This window comes from Leifsonia shinshuensis (assembly GCF_022606355.1).
Taxonomy (GTDB): domain Bacteria; phylum Actinomycetota; class Actinomycetes; order Actinomycetales; family Microbacteriaceae; genus Leifsonia; species Leifsonia shinshuensis_B.
Window position 1 is genome coordinate 135,283 of record NZ_JAHHZQ010000005.1, and the last position, 17,338, is coordinate 152,620.

Below are 17,338 nucleotides of genomic sequence, written 5' to 3' on the forward strand. Positions count from 1 at the left end.
TTGCCAGCGGATGCCGGGATCCCTAGGGTCGGTACCGGCGGTGGGCCATGACGATCGAGGAAGAGCACCGTGCGTTGCGGGGCAGGGGCGAGGAGCGCGCGCGGCTGGATGCGCTGCTCGCACGGGCGGCCTCCGGCAGCAGTGCGACGCTGGTGCTGCGGGGTGAGGCGGGCGCGGGCAAATCGGCGCTTCTCGACGATGCCGTGCACCGGGCGGACGGGTTCACGATCGCGCGGGTGAACGGCGTCGAGTCGGAGGTCGAGCTCGCCTACGCGGTCCTCCAGCAGCTCTGCGCCCCGTTCGTGGAGCGCGTCGACAGCCTCCCCGAGCCGCAGCGGCAGGCCCTCGGCACAGCGTTCGGCTTCCGCAGCGGAGCGCCGCCGGACCGGTTCCTGGTCGGGTTGGCCGTGCTGGGCCTGCTCGCCGACGCCGCAGAGGCGGCTCCGCTGCTGTGCGTCGTCGATGATGCGCAGTGGGTGGACACGGCGTCGGCGCAGACGCTCGCGTTCGTCGCCCGGCGCATCGCCGCCGAGCGCATCGGCATGCTGTTCGCGGTGCGGCAGGGCGACGCAGGCGACACGGAGTCCGACCTGTTCGACGACCTCCCGGGCCTCCGGGTGCCCGGCCTGGCCGACGCCGACGCGGAGGCCCTCCTCGAGGAGGCCACCGTCGGCCCGCTGGACGACCGGGTGCGCAGCAGGATCGTCGCGGAGGCGCGGGGCAATCCGCTCGCCCTGCTCGAGCTGGCGCGCGACCCGGGCGCGGCGGAGCTGTCCTTCGGCTCCTCCCCAGGAGACGGACGCCTCGCCGCCCGGATCGAGCGCGGGTACGCCCAGCGACTCGAACGCCTCCCCGCGGACACCCGGCGGCTGCTGCTGATCGCGGCCGCCGATCCGTCGGGTGACGTCGCGCTGCTCTGGCGTGCGGCCCAACGGATCGGCGTCCCGGCCGCTGCGGTCGCTCCGGCGCAGGAGGCAGGGCTGCTGGAACTGGGCGCGCAGGTCCGCTTCCGACATCCGCTGCTCCGGTCGGCCGTCGTGCGCGCGGCGACGGACGGGGAGCGCCGCGCGGCGCACTCCGCGCTCGCCGAGGCGGTCGTCGGGGAGGGCGAGGCCGACTACCGCGCCTGGCACCGGGCGCAGGCGGCGCTCGGTGTGGACGGTGAGATCGCGGCGGAGCTGGAGGCGGCGGCGGACCGCGCGCGGGCGCGCGGCGGCTGGGCGGCGGCGGCCTCGTTCCTGACCCGCTCGACAGAGCTCACGCCCGATCCGGCGGCCCGGGCAGGCCGTGCGCTCGATGCCGCCGACGCGTGGATGCAGGCCGGCGGCCTCGAGCGGGCGCGTAGCCTGTTCGCGCTGGCGAAGGCCGGTCCGCTCCGAGACGTCGACGCCGCACGGGCTCAGCTCATCGCCGCGCGGCTCGCCTTCGCCTCCACGCGAGGGCGGGAGGCGCCGGCTCTGCTCCTGGAGGCGGCGAGCCGGTTCGAGACGCTGGACCCCGCGACCGCCCGCGACACCTATCTCGACGCGTTCACAGCAGCGCTGTTCGCCGGCCGCCTCGCCGACGGCGGGGGTGCTCTGCGGGAGGTGGCGACCGCGATCGCCCAGCGGAGTCGCCCGGCCGTCCCCTCCTCTGCGTGCGCTCTGCTGCTCGACGGCTTCGCTCAGCTCGTCACCAGTGGCTACGCCGCAGGGGTCCCGCTGCTGCGCCGGGCGCTCGACGCGCTGCGGGCCGACCCGCTGGGCGACGACGACGCGCTGCGCTGGCTGTGGCCGGCCTCCCGGGCCGCCAGGGCCGTGGGCGACGACCGGAGCTGGCTCGAGCTCACCGCCCGGAGCGTCGAGCTCGCCCGGCGCACGGGAACGCTGACGATGCTCCCGATCGCCCTTACCGAGCGGTTCACTGTCGACCTCTTCGTCGGAGACCTGCCGGCGGCGCTCGCCGTCGCGGCCGAAGCCGACGCTGTGACGGAGGCGACCGGGCGCGGGCTGAGCCCGCACATCGCGTTCCTGCGTGCGGCCTGGGGCGGTGACGAGTCGCGTGCGCGGTCGCTGCTCGACGCGAACCGCGCCGAGGTCTCCGCGCGCGGGGAGGGCCTCTGGCTCGCCGGGACGGAGCTCACCAGCTCCGTCTTCCTGAACGCGTTCGGGCGCTACGACGAGGCGCTCGCCGTCGCCGAGCGCGCCGCGACCCATCCGTTCGAGCTCGGGCTCTCGACCTGGGTCTACCCCGAGCTGATCGAGGCCGCCTCCCGCGGCGAGCACCCGGAGACCGGGGCGGACGCCCTCGAACGCTTGACCGAGATCGCACGCGCCTCAGAGACGGAGTGGGCGCTCGGAGTCCTCGCCCGCTGCCGCGCGCTGCTCTCGGAGGGCGACGATCAGGAGGTGCTGTACCGGGAGTCGCTCGAACGCCTGGCGCGCACCCGCATCCGGGTCGCGTCGGCGCGCACGCAGCTCGTCTACGGCGAGTGGCTGCGCCGCCAGGGTCGCAGGGTCGACGCCCGTGAGCAGCTGCGCGCCGCCCTCGCCTTCTTCCAGGAGGTCGACATGGCGGGGTTCGCCGAGCGGGCCCGCCGGGAGCTCGCGGCGACGGGCGAGACCGCACGCGCGAGGACGGTCGACACGACGAACGATCTGACCGAGCAGGAGGCGCTCATCGCGCGCCTCGCCGCGGAGGGACGCAGCAATCCCGAGATCGGGGCCCAGCTCTTCATCAGCCCGCGGACGGTCGAGTGGCACCTGGGCAAGGTGTTCACCAAGCTCGGTGTGACGACGCGGCGGGAGTTGCGCTCAGGCGCGGCGACGTCCCTCCAGCGCGGGCTGGCCGGGGTCTGAGCGCGGCCCGGCCCACGCGCTCAGTACGGCCGCACCGGCTCCTCCAGCTTCGCCGACCGCGGGAAGAACGCGTACCAGCGCAGCCGGATCGCGTCGCGGAGCCTGTTCTCCTCCGCACCGACGACCTCGGCCGGCACCAGGGCGGCGGCGATCGCCGTGGTGACCGGCACCGCCAGCACCAGGCCGATCCCGCTGCACAGGGTGCGCACGACCTCGGCGGCCAGGTCCTCCTGCGAGAGCAGGCTCAGGGCGGAGCGGTTGTAGAGGTAGAGGATGATCAGCACGACCATGGCGGCGCCGGCGTAGGCGAACGCGATCGTGTAGATCGTCGAGGCGATGTGATCGCGTCCGATCCGCATGGCCCGGGCGAACAGCTGACGACGCGACAGGGCGGGGGAGGCCGCGCGGAGCTCCCAGACGGACGACGCCTGGGTCACGGTCACGTCGTTGAGTACGCCGAGGCCGGCGATGATGATCGCGCAGGTGAGGACGCCGCGGAAGTCGATCTGCGAGGCGCCGGCGAGCATGCCGCCGACATCCCCGGTCACGCCCGTGAGGTGGGTCGTCGTGACGGCGAGCTGGGCGATCCCTGCCGTGAGCACGATCCCGAACAGGGTGCCGAGCAGTGCAACGCTCGTACGGATCGAGGGCCCGTGCGCGAGGTAGAGCACCACGAACATGATCGCGGAGCCCCCGACCACCCCCACCCACAGCCCCGGCTGCCCGCTGATCAAGGCGGGCAGGATGAACTCCACGAGCATGAACCCGGCGAACGCCAGCGAGACGAGGGCCATGAAGCCGCGCAGCAGCCCGACGGCGACGACGACGATGGCGAACACGATCACCCACGCCCACAGCGGCTGGTCGCGGATGACGCCGTTCACCGTGATCCCCTGGGTGCCGTCCGACCTCGACGCCTGAGGCGGGACCACCAGCTCCAGCTGGTCGCCGACGTGCAGCCCGGCCGTCGCGTACGGCCACAGCAGCGGGATCGTGACGCTGCGGCCCCGCTCCTTGCCCTCAAGAAGGAGCACCTTCGCCAACTGGCACGCCCGGGTGTCGCCCGGGGCGGAGGTCGCGGCGCCCGACGAGAAATAGCCGGGGCAGCTGTCCTGCAGGCCGACGATCCTGCCGGTGGGGAAGGCGGTGCCCTTCGGCGCGAACTCCAGCTTCGACGAGACGCTGCTGACTGTGCCGTGATCCGGCCAGAGCAGCGCGAGCCCGGCGGCGGTGGCGAGCGCCGCGGCGATCAGGATCGCGGCGACGACGGTGCGGAGGGTGCGCCCGGCCTTCGGTGTGCGGCCGGACGGGAGGTGCGAATGGGCGTGGGCCATCGGAGCTCCGTTCGGGGGGTTCGAGAGGTAACTGTAGTTCGGAGGCGGGGTGGGGCGCTGGGGCGTGTGGGGGTTCGCAGGGGCGGGGAGGCGGGGCGGGATGCGAGCACGGCGGTGTTCCCGCTGTTCGATCACATGGGAGGATGCGGTTCGGCGCGGTGAGGCGCGAGGAGGTCACGGAGATGTCGGCAGAAGAGCACAGCAGACGGTCGCCCCACGGCTCCGGACTCGGTGGGGAGGACGCCGACGAACCGTCCACCGCGCCCGCATCCCGTGCGAGTCTCGGGGTGCCGCCCACGCCGGAAGCGCCTGTGGCCTCCTTCTACCGGTACCCGTCGCCCCACGAACACTTCTGGCTGTACTACGACGGTGGGACATGGGTGGGTGAACCTCGCACCCTCCCCTGGTATCGGCGCCCGATGGCGTGGGCCCGCGGTCGAGCGCCCGTGGGGTCGCTCGTGGTGCTGCTCGTCGTCGTCGCGATCGGTGTCTCCGTGTACGTGGCGACACGGTGATGCAGCTGGGTAGGTGCTCGAGGGTCGCCGTGGTCGCGTCGCTCAGCTCGTTGGGTGGGAGACCAGCACAGTGACAATTGAATCGATCATCATGATGGTCGCCGGGGCGGGAGCAGTGGTCGCCGGGATCTGCGTCGTGGCGTTCCGGAGGCGGGTTGCGGCGAAGAACCGGCAGAACATCGAGAACTCCGTATCGGAGAAGGCGTTTCCCGGCCTTGCGGCAGGATCGACGCCGTCGCGGATGGTCCCGGTGGGGGTCATCCTCATGATCGCGGGGGTGATGGTGATCGGAAAGGCGTTCGTGCCGTAGCCCGGATGCTCGCGGCGGTGTTCCCCGGGAGTCCCCGGAATGGAATGATGCGTGGTGTGACTGAGAGGCACGAGGGGACGCAGATGTCCGCGGGACAGTTGGGGATGATTCTCGGCGCCCGACTGACCCTTCTCCTGGGTGGTGTGGGCCTCTTCGTCGCTGCGATCTTCGCTCCTACTGGCCTCGGTGGGATCTTCGGTGCAGCTGGCCTGTTGGTGCTCCTCGGATACGCCTGGGTCTACTTCCGAACGCGGAGCATGATCAAGTCCGCCATCAAACGATCGACCCGGTGAGGATGCGGCGATCGCTGGATCTAGTGCGGGTCTCAGACCCCGATCAAGGATCGGATTTGAGTGGAACGGTCGGGAACGGCCTACGCTTCGAACCCGATAGTCGGCGCCCTCGACCTCGTTGGCTTGGGCACGGGAATCCCTGGCCCCCTGGCTAGACTTCTGGGAACATCGGGAACTGTGACGGATCAGATCACCGGCGGACTCGGTGCCTTTGGGTTCAATACCGGCGCAGCTGGCAACGTGGCGGGGTGGGGCTCGTGGCTGTTCCCTCCTGATGGCAAGAGGCCTTGATGACGGACTTTCGACGAGTCGTACGGGTTTCAGGTCCACCATCATTCAGACTCTCGAGAATCGGTCTCTGGCTGATCGGGGTCTTCGTGCTGTCATGTTTCTCGACAGCCGTGGCCGTGGTGTCCCGACCGAGCCAGCCAGACGCGGCGGCGACAGTTGTGTTCTTCTCTCTCCTCGGCAGCATCTTCGTCGTGGCCGTGCTCTTGGTCGCTGCCATCGCCGGGTATCAGGTACAGGCGGCTCGAGAGCGCAACCAGGGCTACACCTGGCAGTCGGATCAATTCAGAAACCTCGATCAGATCGACCCTGCTTCCTACGTCGTAATTCGTCCAGCTGGAGACGAATATCTTTCCGAGGTCGAGCGCAAGTCGCGGCAGATGCAAGCACGTGCCTGGGCGGCGAAGAATCCTGTGGCGCCATGAAGCGTTCTGCCGGCACCGCTGTTGGCCTGGTCGGTGGCCTCGTGTTTGTCGTTTGGTTCTCCTTCAGGGCGCTGACTGGTGCCGCCGAACGTGGAGGCGCATGGGCTGCGGTGTTGACTGTCGTAGGCATCGCCGGCGGGATCGGAGTTCTCTTCGGCGCACTGGTTCTCGAGGCGCACCCCAGCGTGGTGAGCTTCCGAACGCTGCAAAGGTCGTTTCCGGACGGGACCGTGGCCAGAATCATGGTGACTCCCGACTTCAGGTATGGAATCAATCGGTTGCTCGGCTTGGCTCCGGGCTCACCTGTGCCGAAGTACTTGGTGGTGGTGGAGCACGACGGCTTGCTCGAGTTCTGGGGGTCCGGAGCAGGCCGTCCCCTTCTGACGGTCGGAGCGGCCGAAATCGTGAATGTCGAGGTCCGAGAAGTGGCGGCGGGCTACACAGCGCGCACTCGAGTGTTCATCGAGGTTGACCTACCGGACGGTGGACGCGTGGTCTTGCCGATGCCGGTGATGCGCAACCGCGGAATGACTGCCTTCTCGGACACACCTCGAGCTGTCAGGCAATTGGCGGCACATATCGGGCATCGCGAATGATCTGGCTGGTGCACTGCCTCAAGGTTCATCAAGCATCCGCGCTGCCAGAGACGAGACGCTGCTGACCGTGCCGCTATCCGGCCAGAGCAGCGCGAGCCCGGCGGCGGTGGCGAGCGCCGCGGCGATCAGGATCGCGGCGACCACGATGCGGAGGGTCCGCCCGGCCTTCGGTGTGCGGCCGGACGGGAGGTGCGAATGGGCGTGGGCCATCGAGACTCCCACTCAGGATGTGGGTTCCGCTCCGACTATGCTCGTCGTGCGGGGCTGACGGGATGATCTCCGGAATGGGCCGGGGCGCCCCGGTGGGAACTCTGAGAGCAGGTGGCCGTGTTCGTTCTCGCTCGCGGATCTCGCCTGGTTCCTCTGGCGCTTCTGACGGTGGCGATGATCACGATTCTGATCGTGACGATCATGACGTCCCAGCCGGGTTCGACCGCCATCGCCGTCGGTATGGGCATTGGTTTCCTGGCCCTCTTCTGGCTGATTCGAGCATGGTCAAATCAGGAACAGGCGGTAGCCGTTCGGACGGCTTCCGGGGCAGAGACGGTCATACGCGCGAGGCTGACGCGCAAGGCGTACCAAGCGTTGCGCCCGCGCATCAATGCCGGCCGCGTCTACTACCAAGCCGCCATACAGGTGTGGCTCGCGTTCTCTCAGGATTCCCTCGTGATCTACTGCCCCCTAACACCAATTAGTGGTCGCGCTGTCGCGCTCAGCTCCGCAATCGAGCCGACCCGACGACAATCGCGACGGAGCAGGAACCCGGCGGTGATCGTCGTGGCGGACAGCGAGTTCGGCGACCTGCCGATTGTGTTGTCGCGCGAGGGTAGGCGCGTTCTGCGTCGGGCGGTGGGAGGTCGGTACAGTGCGAGTTGAGTCGATCATCATGCTGGTCGCCGGGGCGGGAGCAGTGGTCGCCGGGATCTGCGTCGTGGTGTTCCGCAAGCGGGTTGCGGCGAAGAACCGGCAGAACATCGAGAACTCCGTATCGGGGAAGGCGTTTCCCGGCCTTGCGGCAGGATCGACGCCGGCACGGGTGGCGGTTTAGACAGTCCCAACTGGAGGTTCGACGGCGCCGGCGCCGTGCTCGTCTCCGTCCAGCAGGGTGGATCCGGATCAGAGGTAACTGTAGCTCGGAGGCGGGGTGGGGTGCTGGGGAGTGTGGGGACTCGCAGGGGCGGGGAGGTGCGGCGGGAGGCACGCGTGCCGCCCTCTGGCCGGTCCGCTCCGCCTCCTTGGCGTCGTGACCTATGGGGTTGCAGTGTTCCTGATCCGGCGTGAGTCCCACGGTCGACGTGGCAATGCAGGCGGTAGCGTGATGGCACTTCCAAGCTGAAGTAGATTCCTGGATGGGGGCGGGCACATGGCGGGCTTATTGATCCTTGCGATAGTTCTGTGTGTTGTCGCGGCAATAGGTGGACTAGCCATCTGGCGGATGGAAGCGCAACGACGCCGAACGATTACTGGAGAAGGTGTCGCTGGCACAGTGGTCGACAAGCGCCACACCGATGAACACGGCGAGCTCGGACTTCCTGCTCGCGGCGTCGGAGTGGGCGGCATTCGGGTCGCGCCGGAATCGTGGCTGCTGACGATCCGAACGGGGAAAGCATCTACCGAAATCGTGGTGGATGAGGGCACCTACGACGACTATTCCATCGGTGACGAGTATCCGTAGGGCTCCCGCGGAGCAGCAATCGGACGCTCTCGTTGTCAAACGGTGCAATTGGCATGGCAACTTTGGGTGGCACGGGCGAGCAGGGATCGACGTTGGTGCGGACATCGTGGCTGAGTTGGCGGAGTTCGCTCCGAACATCTACCTCGACGCTCTCATGCAGTAGGGCGAAGCCACAGCCCGCCGCCTCGCATCCCCATCCCCACCCGAAACTCATCCCCGGCCCCGACGGCAGCGGCCGGAACCCCAGCCGCCGGTAGAACGCCTGCGCGTTCCGGTTGCGCTCGCCGACACCGAGCTGCATGCGGGGGACCCCGGCCGCGCGCAGCTGGCCGAGCAGTCGGTGCACCACGAAGCGGACGCTGTCGGACGTCGCCACGAGGTATCCACCGGTGCGTCGCCGTCGACCAGGATGCTCGCGAGCTCCGGTTCGAAGCGGAGGTAGGGGAGCAGGAAGTGGCTTCCGGGGTCTTCCTGAGTCCGCCGAATGGCCGTAAGTCAAGAGGTCGGCGCCTCCTTCTGCGCACCGAGCACGCGCTCGAAGCCCTCGGGGATGTAGAGATCGTCGCGGCTCAGTTCGTGGATGGACTTGTGCCCGAGGCCGAGCACCGCGGAGTCGAGGCCCATGCGCAGGAGGTCGAGCACGTTCTCGACCCCGGTCTGGCCGTTCGCGGCGAGGCCCCACAGGTACGCCCGGCCGATCATCACGGCGCGTGCGCCGAGGGCGAGCGCCTTGGCCACATCGCCGCCTCGACGGATCCCCCCGTCGAGCAGCACCTCGATCTGGTCGCCGACAGCCTCGGCGACGGCGGGTAGGCAACGGATGGTGGCGGGCGTCGTGTCGAGGTTGTTGCCGCCGTGGTTGGACACCGAGATGGCGTCGACTCCGGCGTCGACCGCGCGCTTGGCGTCGTCCACCCTTGTGATGCCTTTGAGGACGAAGGGTCCGCCCCACGCCTCACGCAGCCACGCGACGTCTTCCCACGAGGGCGGCGGGGTCTGCTGCCATTCGTAGTAGGCGCCGAAGAAGGTGGGGGCCTCGCCGCCGGGCGGCTGCAGATTGGGAGCGCTCAGGTCCGGCAGGTGTCGCGACTTGAGATACTGCGTCAGCCACGTCGGGCGCACGAGTGCCTCAGGCGCGAAGTCCACCATGGCCTTGAAGTCCAGCCGCTCGGGAATGGCCGGGCTTCCCCAGTCCCGCCCGATCGAGAACGACCAGTCGAGTGTGGCGATCAGGGCCTTCGCCCCTGCGGCACGCGCGCGGTCCATCCGCTGAACCATCGCCTCCCGCGTGCCCGTCCAGTACATCTGGAAGAAGGTGTTCGGGTTCGCGGCGGCGACCTCTTCCACGGGCTTGCTCGCGAACGAGCTGAGCCCCATGATCGTTCCCCGGTTCGCAGCGGCACGCGCGACGGCGACCTCGCCGTCCGGGTGAACCGCCTGGACGCCTGTCGGCGAGATGAGCACCGGGATCGAGATCGGGATGCCGAGCACGCTGGTGCCGAGCTCGCGGTCGGTCTGGTGACCCGCGACGTGAGGCGCGAACTGCAGCTCGCCGAACGCGTTCGTGTTGTCGTCGGGCGTCCTCCCGCGCTCGGATCCAGCGACCAGGGCCGCGTAGACCGACGGCGGCAGCCGCTTCTTCGCGCGCCGCTGCGCCTCCAGCACGGTCTCGAACCACGGGTTCTGCTTCCAGGGCATCGTCTTGCTCCCTCGTTCTCGTCTTCGTCTCTTCGTATGGTGCCGCGTACCAGGGCGATGGGGCCGGCGCGGGGCGGTGCGTCGACCGGCGGGTCGGGGCGGGCATCACCCGTCGCGGAAGATCTCAGTGATCGCCGGCGGCACGTCGTGGAAGTCGCGGATGAGCCGCAGCCGACCGCGCCCCGCGCGCGCGAGGTCCTTCCCCAGTTCGACGTCCTTCTCCCCGCTCGCGTCGAGCAGGATGTCCAGCCTCGGCAGCACGGCCGCGATCCGTCGCGGATCGGGGCCCGCGTTGTGCACACAGTCCGAGAGCAGCACGACCCGGGCGTCCCGCTCGGAAGCGCCGGCGAGCTGGTCCGCTCCCAACTGCAACGGGAAGGCCACATTGGTCAGCCCGCGGGCCGGGATGCGCAGCAGTTGCTCCAGCAGATCGAAGGGCTTGATCGGCTCCCCGAGACGCAGCAGTATCGCGGCATCCGACCAGAACGCGATGACCCCCAGCCGGTCCCGTGCGAGCTCCCCGGCGAGTGCGCCGACAGTGGCAGCGGCCGTGCGGATGCGTTCGCCCTTGGCCGACCCTGACACATCGACGGCCAGCACCACGGCGCGTGCGGTGCGGATCCGGTCGCGCACGACGATGTCCTCGTCCTCGGGCACGGGCCTCTCGGTCAGCACCTCGATGGTGGCGTCGAGATCGATGTCGTCGGCGACTCCCCGATACGGCAGGCTCGCGAGCACACCCTGCCCTCGTCGCGCCGAGCGTTCGGCACGCGGGCGGGGCACGGCGAGCCGCGCGGCGATCCGTCGCGCACGCTCGCGCACGGCGGGCTCCGCCGCGATCTGCTCGTCGACCGTGACGACGGCACCCGGCTCGTCCGTGAAACCCGCCTCCTGCAGAGACGGCAGCGGCTTCGCCGTCGCCCCCGCTCCGCGTTGCCCGGCCCGCAGCGCGAAGCCGCCGTTACCGGCCCGGGACTCGAACACGGTCGGCTCCTCGGTGAGCTGCTTGGGAGTGCGTCTCAGCGGACGTTGCGACAGCTCGTTCCTCTGCCGTCGCACCGGCGAGTCGGCGGGAACGGCTCTTCACGTCGGCCCGGTGTGCGCGGCGGGCTCCAGCACGAACCGGTCCTCCCAGATCTCGCGCAGCACCGCCTCAGGGGTGGTCTCCGCCGCCTCGTCGAGCCTGATGCGACCCGAAAGCGCGACGAGCATGGCGTCGAACATCAGCTGCGGGTAACGCTCGTCGCCGGCGTCGGTCACGCCGCGCAGCCGACAGAGCTGAGCCGCGATCAGGGCGCAGTCGATCGCACCGCGCACGCTGCTGCCCTGCCGCACGGCGGGATGTCTGCGCGTGGCCCTAGTGACCGCGACGGCGTCAGGCACGATGCGCTCGGCGGGCTCGACCGTGATGCCGGAGCGCAAGGCGACGATGCGCTCCTCGCTGGCGGCGTCCTGGTAGTCGACGACGATGCGGTTCAGGCGGTCGCTCACACTCGTGGAGAGCCTGGTCGTTCCGACGTTGTCGTACGGGTTCATCGACGCGATGACCCGGAACGTCGCGCCCGCCTGGATGGATCCCACCCTCGGCACCTCGATCGCACGGTCGGCCATCGCCGCCAGCAGGGTGTTCAAGGTGTCCTCGGGCGCACGGTTGAACTCCTCGATGTAGAGGAAGCCGCCCTTCTCCATCGCCTCGACCAGGGGACCGGCGACGAAGTTCTCCGCGCTGTAGTCCTCCCGCAGCACGCGGGCGGGGTTGTGGTGCCCGATCAGCTTCGCCGGCGTCAGGTCGCCGTTCCCCTCGACGAAGAGCAACGGGATGCCCCACTCGGCCGTGATCGCCTTGAGCATCGTGGTCTTGCTCGTTCCCGGTGGGCCCTCCAGCACCACGTCCCTGCCGGCGGCGACGGCCGCGAGCGCGAGCTCGAGCTCGTGCTCGCGGCCGACGACACGCGAAAGGATGCGGTGACGCAGGTCGTCGCTCACACCGTCGGTCATCGAATCCCTCGTCTCTCGCGGCTCGTGGTGGTGACGCCGCGCTCAGTACTGCGTGTTTCCGGCATCCACCGTCAGCTCGGTCGACGTGATGTACCGCGCTTCGTCCGAGGCCAGGAACAGCACGGCGTTCGACTGGTCGCGCGGCTGCGTGACCTCGATCGGCAACAGGTTGACCAGCATCCCGCCGAGCTTCGGGTGCCTCTCGAGGAGCGGGCCGAACGGGTTGTCCGCCATGTCGCCCATCGGCGTGTCGACGCCCGTCGGGTGCAGCGTGTTCACCCGGATGTCGTATTCGGACAGCTCGGTCGCGAAGGCGCGCATCAGGCCGACGACGCCGTGCTTTGCCGCGACGTAGGCGCTGAGGAACGGCAGACCCTTGATTCCGGCGGCCGAGCTCGTGAGGATCATCGAGCCGCCGCCGGCGGCGATGAGGTGCGGCGCCGCGAGGCTGACGGTGTTCCAGGTGCCGGTGAGGTTGGTGTCGATGGTCTGGTTCCAGATGTCCTCCGTCGTCTCGTCCCAGCCGGCGATGACGCAGATGCCGGCATTGGCGACGACGATGTCGAGGTGGCCGAGCTCGGCGACCCCGGCGTCCAGCGCCGTCTTCAACGCTGCACGGTCGCGGATGTCGGCCTTGCTCGCGATGATTCGGCGGTCGAGGGCTTCGACCTGACGCACGGTCTCGTCGAGGTCGGCCTGTGTCGCCGAGGGGTACTGCACGTTCGGCATCTGCTCGACGAGGTCGACCGCGATGATGTCGGCTCCCTCCTCGGCGAGACGTACGGCGTGCGAGCGGCCTTGTCCTCGTGCCGCTCCCGTGACGAAGGCGACCTTGCCTTCCACACGTCCTGCCATGGTGTTCCTCCTGTTTCGGTTTGCTCCGGTCGAGCGGGTTTCGGGTGCAGCGCCTTCTGCGCTACTTGAGGGTCTGGCCGGCATCCACCTTCAGCTCGAGCCCCGTGACGTACCGGGCCTCGTCCGAGGCGAGCCAGAGCACGGCGTTGGAGATGTCGACCGGCTCGACCCACGGCACCGGCAGCACGTTCATCGCCTGGAACCGCGGCGCAAGCACGTCCTTCGTGCGCTCGTCCGGCGGCAGGTCGGGTGCGAACAACGCGTAGGTGGCGGCATTCTGGATCATGTCGGTGTCGACGCTCGTCGGATGCACCGAATTGACGCGGATGCCGTCGCGCGCCAGCTCGAGCGCGGCCGTCTTCATCAGGCCGACGACGCCGTGCTTCGCCGACACGTAGTGGCCGATGTTCTCGATCGCCAGGAGCCCTGCGGTGGAGCTGGTCAGGATGACGGAGCCGCCGCCGTTCGCACGGAGGTGTGGGATAACGGATTTGACGGTGTGCCACACCCCAGTGAGGTTCACGGCGATCATGTCGTTCCATTCCTCGTCGGTGAGGGCGTCGAGGGTGCCGAAGCTGAAAATCCCCGCGTTCGCCGAGACGATGTCGAGTCCACCGAGTTCGGCGACGCCTTCGTCGACAGCGGTGCTCAACGCGGCGAAGTCGCGCACATCCGCCTGCTTCGCCACGATCCGCCTGTCGAGCGCCTCGACTTGTCTGACGGTCTCGTCGAGATCGGCCGGTGTCGACATCGCGTAGGGCACGCTGTCGATCTGCCCGGCGAGGTCGACGGCGATGATGTCGGCGCCCTCCTGGGCGAGCCGCAGCGCGTGGCTGCGACCCTGCCCCCGCGCCGCACCCGTGACGAGCGCGACCTTGCCTTCAACACGTCCTGCCATGATCATGCACTCCTTATCTACCGCGTCGCTGGTCGAGCGGCGCTCATCACTTCTTGACCGGTGCGTTGTTGTAGCCCGGCATGAGGAGGTGGCCTGCATCGACGGGCACCGAGATCCCGGTGACCGACGACGCCAGGTCGGAGTTGAGCCACAGCGCGGCGTCCGCGATGCGCTGCGGCGAGAGGAAGCCGTTCCCCTTGAGGGCGTGGAACGAGTAGCCGGCCTCGAGCATGTCAGCCTCCGTGCCCTCGCCCGCCGGCTTGCCGGACATCATGTCCCACGCGCCCTGCCAGCTGGTCATGGGCGTGAGGATGGCTCCGGGATGCACGGCGTTGACGCGGATGCCGTATTTCGCGTACTCCAGGGCGAGCGTCTTCATCACGCCGACGACACCGAACTTCGCCGCGCAGTAGTGCACGTAGTTCTCGCCGGGCTCCAGTCCGTTGATCGACGAGGTCATCACGATCGAGCCGCCGCCCTGCGCCATCATCTGCGGCAGAACGGCCTTGGCCGACTTCCACACACCGGTGAGGTTGACGCCGATCATGTCGTCCCACATCTCGTCGGTGAGCTCGTGCGCCGGTGCGAGCGAGAAGATGCCCGCATTCGCGATCAGGATGTCGATGCGCCCGAACTCGGCGACACCGCGCTCGACCGCGCGGTCGAGATCGGCCTGCTGGCGCACATCCCCTTCCACCGCGATGATGCGACGGTCGAGCGCTTCGACCTGCTCGACCGTCTCGTCGAAGTCGGCCTGCTGCGCCATCGGGTAGACGACGCTCCCGATCTGGCTGAGGGTGTCGACGATGATCACGTCGGCGCCCTCGCGCGCACAGGTCACGGCGTGCGCGCGCCCCTGTCCTCGCGAGCCACCGGTGATCAGGGCGACCTTGCCGTCCAGCATTCCCATGTCGTGCCTTCCTTCTCTCTCGGCCGGAACAGACGCCGGCCGAGGCTCATCCGTGCTATCGCTTGTTGACGAAGCCGGCGTCGACCGGCAGCGTGACGCCCGTGACGTATCGCGCGGCATCCGACACGAGCCACACGATCGCGTTCGAGATGTCGACGGGTTCGACCATGGCGACCGGGAGCGCGTTCGCCATCGCCTGACCCATCGCGGGGTCGCTCTGGAGGAACTCCTGCATGAAGTCGTTGACGACCATGGGGGTGTTGACGCCCGTGGGGTGCACCGTGTTCACGCGGATCGAATACGGCGCGAGGTAGTTGGCGTAGGAGCGCATCAGCCCGACGACGCCGTGCTTGGCAGCCGTGTACCCGAGTCCACCGGGGGTGTCGCCGCCGATTCCGGTCAGACCGGCCGTGGAGCTGGTCAGGACGATCGCGCCGCCCGTTCCGCGGTCGATGAGCGATTGCTTCGCGACCTCCACCGTGTTGTACACGCCGGTGAGGTTCGTGGCGATCACGTCGGTCCACTCCTGCTGCACCGGATGCATCGACATCGGCGCGATGCCCGCGTTGGCGAGCACGATGTCGACGGAGCCGAGCTCGGCGGTGCCGGCGTCGAACGCGCTCTGGAGTGCGGCCTTGTCACGGACGTCGGCGATCTGCGAGTAGATGCGGCGGTCGAGCGCCTCGACGAGGCGCACGGTCTCCGCGAGGTCATCCGGCGTCGACATCGGGTAAGGGACGGTGTCGATCTGAGCGGCGATGTCGACGGCGATGATGTCGGCACCCTCCTCGGCGAGGCGCACGGCGTGGCTCCGGCCCTGACCTCGGGCTGCGCCGGTGATGAAGGCGACTTTGCCTTCGAGAACTCCCATTTCTCTTCCTCTTCTCTTGTTCTCCCCGCCGCGTGCCGGTCGGCCTGCGGCGGGAGTGTGTTCCGCGTCTCGAGGGCGCAGTGAACCGCCCCGGGGTGGTGCCCCTGGTTGCGGTCGGTGTCGTCGTTCGGGTGCCGCGGTGCGGCGTCGTGTGTCGGTGAGGCTGGCGGTCAGCCGGTGAAGCCCGCCAGGGGGTCGGGCTCGCAGGCGTTGGCCGTCGGCTTGCCGAGCTCGTCACGCCGCTTCAGCGTGAGGCGCACAGGACCGAGTCCGGAGACCGGCCTGGGCGGTGACGTTCGATGTGAGTGGTCGATCGACGGCCGCGGAAGCGAACGCTCCTTGGCCTTCGCATTCTTCAGGAGCTCCTCGCCGTAGCCCTGGACGCATTCCGGATCCGGTCCGTCGAGCGGCAATCCCGTGAAGAACTTGGCGGCCATGCAGCCGCCCTTGCAGGTGTCGAAGAAGGCGCAGGACGTGCACGCCCCGCCGGACTGCGGCTGTCGCAGCCGAAGGAACAGCTCCGACTCCCGCCACACCCGCTGGAACCCGCCGGGCATCCGCACGTTGCCCGCGAGGAACTCCTCGTGGATCGCGAACGGGCACGCGTACACATCGCCGACCGGGTCGATCAGGCACACGACGCGTCCGGCGCCGCACAGGTTGAGGCCCGGAAGCGCCTGCCCGTAGGCGGAGAGGTGGAAGAACGAATCGCCGGTGAGCACGCCGTCGCCGTGCGCGACCAGCCAGTCGTACAGCTCGCGCTGCTGCTCGGGGAGCGGGTGCAGGTCGTCCCAGCTGTCGGCACCCCTCCCGGACGGGCGGAGGCGCGTGAGCCGGAGCTGGGCACCGTACCTGTCTGCGATGGCCTTGAACTCGTCGAGCTGCGGAATGTTGTAGCGCGTGCAGACGACGGAGAGCTTGAAGTTCTTCATGCCCGCGTCCTGGAGGTTCCGCATCGCCCGGAGGGCTGTGTCGTACGAACCGGGCCCGCGCACGTAGTCGTTGACCTCTGCCGTCGCACCGTCGAGGGAGATCTGGATGTCGAGGTAGTCGTTGCCCGCCAGCTGGCGGGCACGCTCGGGAGTGAGCTTGACGCCGTTTGTGGAGAACTTGACGCCGACGTGGTGGGCGGTCGCGTAGTCGACGATCTCCCAGAAGTCGCTGCGCACAGTCGGCTCCCCGCCGCCGATGTTCACGTAGAACACCTGCATGCGTTCCAGTTCGTCGATGACGGCCTTGCACTCCTCCGTCGTGAGCTCGCGCGGATCGCGCCGGCCGGAACTCGACAGGCAGTGCACGCACGACAGGTTGCAGGCGTAGGTGAGCTCCCAGGTCAGGCAGATCGGCGCGTCCAGCCCGTACTCGAAGAGGTCGACGAGGCGGTTGCCCGTCGCGGTCCCGGGTGTCGCCCCGGTGGTCTCCAGAACGGTCACGACGCAGCCTCCACGAGCATCTCCGACCGGCGCAGCGCATCGAGGGCCTGGCCGAACCGGGGCAGCTCCCCCTCAGCGACCCCCGACGCCAGGCAGGCGTCGCGTGCCGTCTCCTGCGTGGGAAGCGCCTCGACCACCGCCAGCAGACGACGGTCCTTCAGGAACGAGAGCTTGCGGGTTCCGAAGTGGTAGAGCAGGGCACCGAAGGGCTCCGGTCGCACCGAGACCTGAGGGTGCAATCGCCAGGAACGCTCCAGGTCGATGACCTCGGCGTGCGCCTCAGTAGACACCGCACATCCCGTCGATCGAAACCTCCTCGACGAGGGTGTCGGCTTCGACGACGTCACTGGCGGCGTTGTCCGGTTCAGGCATTGCATCCATGTATTACTCCTTGCGACAGTG

At 69.0% G+C, this 17,338-nt stretch carries 20 protein-coding genes; 8 read left to right on the plus strand and 12 right to left on the minus strand.

From position 1 onward, the window contains the following. The first annotated feature begins 47 nt into the window (after positions 1 to 47). Positions 48 to 2,837, plus strand: coding sequence for an AAA family ATPase (locus KNO15_RS19295; protein ID WP_241705441.1), 2,790 nt, complete (start codon positions 48 to 50; stop codon positions 2,835 to 2,837). A gap of 20 nt (positions 2,838 to 2,857) precedes the next feature. Here the strand turns inward: KNO15_RS19295 and KNO15_RS19300 are convergent, their stop codons facing one another. Beyond that, positions 2,858 to 4,171 carry a YibE/F family protein gene (locus tag KNO15_RS19300; RefSeq protein WP_241705442.1) on the minus strand — a complete coding sequence of 438 codons (1,314 nt, stop codon included), beginning with the start codon at positions 4,169 to 4,171 and terminating at the stop codon, positions 2,858 to 2,860. Between the two features lie 182 nt (positions 4,172 to 4,353). On the opposite strand from KNO15_RS19300, the gene KNO15_RS19305 reads away from it, so the two are divergent. The 4 genes from KNO15_RS19305 (at position 4,354) to KNO15_RS19320 (ending at position 6,598) form a co-directional block, all read left to right on the plus strand. Continuing rightward, positions 4,354 to 4,686 carry a hypothetical protein gene (locus tag KNO15_RS19305; RefSeq protein WP_241705443.1) on the plus strand — a complete coding sequence of 111 codons (333 nt, stop codon included), beginning with the start codon at positions 4,354 to 4,356 and terminating at the stop codon, positions 4,684 to 4,686. 70 nt (positions 4,687 to 4,756) lie between these two features. Continuing rightward, positions 4,757 to 4,996, plus strand: a complete 240-nt coding sequence (locus tag KNO15_RS19310) for a hypothetical protein (protein ID WP_241705444.1) — start codon at positions 4,757 to 4,759, stop codon at positions 4,994 to 4,996. 583 nt (positions 4,997 to 5,579) lie between these two features. Next, complete coding sequence (locus KNO15_RS19315; protein WP_241705445.1) at positions 5,580 to 6,002, plus strand: hypothetical protein; 423 nt, start codon at positions 5,580 to 5,582, stop codon at positions 6,000 to 6,002. Continuing rightward, on the plus strand, positions 5,999 to 6,598 hold the full coding sequence (locus tag KNO15_RS19320) for a hypothetical protein (RefSeq protein ID WP_241705446.1): 600 nt from the start codon (positions 5,999 to 6,001) through the stop codon (positions 6,596 to 6,598). The genes KNO15_RS19315 and KNO15_RS19320 overlap by 4 nt, the downstream gene beginning before the upstream one ends. Positions 6,599 to 6,616: 18 nt before the next feature. Here KNO15_RS19320 and KNO15_RS19325 read toward each other — a convergent pair whose 3' ends face one another. Further along, complete coding sequence (locus KNO15_RS19325) at positions 6,617 to 6,808, minus strand: hypothetical protein (RefSeq protein WP_241705447.1); 192 nt, start codon at positions 6,806 to 6,808, stop codon at positions 6,617 to 6,619. Positions 6,809 to 6,925: 117 nt separating this feature from the next. Here KNO15_RS19325 and KNO15_RS19330 point away from each other — a divergent pair, with 117 nt between their 5' ends. The 3 genes from KNO15_RS19330 to KNO15_RS19340 all read left to right on the plus strand — a co-directional run bounded on the left by KNO15_RS19330 (position 6,926) and on the right by KNO15_RS19340 (position 8,273). Beyond that, entirely contained in the window at positions 6,926 to 7,474 is a 549-nt protein-coding gene (locus KNO15_RS19330; protein ID WP_241705448.1) for a hypothetical protein, read from the plus strand. Continuing rightward, on the plus strand, positions 7,464 to 7,646 hold the full coding sequence (locus KNO15_RS19335; protein ID WP_241705449.1) for a hypothetical protein: 183 nt from the start codon (positions 7,464 to 7,466) through the stop codon (positions 7,644 to 7,646). Before KNO15_RS19330 ends, KNO15_RS19335 begins: the two co-directional genes overlap by 11 nt. Positions 7,647 to 8,084: 438 nt before the next feature. After that, positions 8,085 to 8,273 carry a hypothetical protein gene (locus tag KNO15_RS19340; RefSeq protein ID WP_241705450.1) on the plus strand — a complete coding sequence of 63 codons (189 nt, stop codon included), beginning with the start codon at positions 8,085 to 8,087 and terminating at the stop codon, positions 8,271 to 8,273. 495 nt (positions 8,274 to 8,768) lie between these two features. On the opposite strand, the gene mftD is transcribed toward KNO15_RS19340, so the two are convergent. From mftD to mftA, 10 genes are all read right to left on the minus strand, one after another. After that, entirely contained in the window at positions 8,769 to 9,971 is a 1,203-nt protein-coding gene (gene mftD, locus KNO15_RS19345; protein WP_241705451.1) for a pre-mycofactocin synthase MftD, read from the minus strand. A gap of 105 nt (positions 9,972 to 10,076) precedes the next feature. Continuing rightward, a complete protein-coding gene (locus KNO15_RS23410; protein ID WP_241705452.1) occupies positions 10,077 to 10,955 on the minus strand; it encodes a vWA domain-containing protein in 879 nt (292 codons plus the stop codon). 99 nt (positions 10,956 to 11,054) lie between these two features. Continuing rightward, a complete protein-coding gene (locus KNO15_RS19355) occupies positions 11,055 to 11,969 on the minus strand; it encodes an AAA family ATPase (protein ID WP_241705453.1) in 915 nt (304 codons plus the stop codon). Positions 11,970 to 12,011: 42 nt separating this feature from the next. Then, on the minus strand, positions 12,012 to 12,824 hold the full coding sequence (locus KNO15_RS19360; protein ID WP_241705454.1) for a mycofactocin-coupled SDR family oxidoreductase: 813 nt from the start codon (positions 12,822 to 12,824) through the stop codon (positions 12,012 to 12,014). A gap of 61 nt (positions 12,825 to 12,885) precedes the next feature. Then, on the minus strand, positions 12,886 to 13,722 hold the full coding sequence (locus KNO15_RS19365) for a mycofactocin-coupled SDR family oxidoreductase (protein WP_241705455.1): 837 nt from the start codon (positions 13,720 to 13,722) through the stop codon (positions 12,886 to 12,888). A 46-nt stretch (positions 13,723 to 13,768) separates the two neighbouring features. Beyond that, complete coding sequence (locus KNO15_RS19370) at positions 13,769 to 14,632, minus strand: mycofactocin-coupled SDR family oxidoreductase (RefSeq protein WP_241705456.1); 864 nt, start codon at positions 14,630 to 14,632, stop codon at positions 13,769 to 13,771. A gap of 55 nt (positions 14,633 to 14,687) precedes the next feature. Then, on the minus strand, positions 14,688 to 15,503 hold the full coding sequence (locus KNO15_RS19375; RefSeq protein ID WP_241705457.1) for a mycofactocin-coupled SDR family oxidoreductase: 816 nt from the start codon (positions 15,501 to 15,503) through the stop codon (positions 14,688 to 14,690). Positions 15,504 to 15,673: 170 nt separating this feature from the next. Next, positions 15,674 to 16,936 carry a mycofactocin radical SAM maturase gene (gene mftC / locus KNO15_RS19380; protein ID WP_241705458.1) on the minus strand — a complete coding sequence of 421 codons (1,263 nt, stop codon included), beginning with the start codon at positions 16,934 to 16,936 and terminating at the stop codon, positions 15,674 to 15,676. Next, positions 16,933 to 17,226 carry a mycofactocin biosynthesis chaperone MftB gene (gene mftB / locus KNO15_RS19385; protein ID WP_241705459.1) on the minus strand — a complete coding sequence of 98 codons (294 nt, stop codon included), beginning with the start codon at positions 17,224 to 17,226 and terminating at the stop codon, positions 16,933 to 16,935. Before mftB ends, mftC begins: the two co-directional genes overlap by 4 nt. Then, complete coding sequence (gene mftA / locus KNO15_RS19390) at positions 17,216 to 17,317, minus strand: mycofactocin precursor MftA (RefSeq protein ID WP_241705460.1); 102 nt, start codon at positions 17,315 to 17,317, stop codon at positions 17,216 to 17,218. The genes mftB and mftA overlap by 11 nt, the downstream gene beginning before the upstream one ends. Between the last annotated feature and the right edge of the window lie 21 nt (positions 17,318 to 17,338).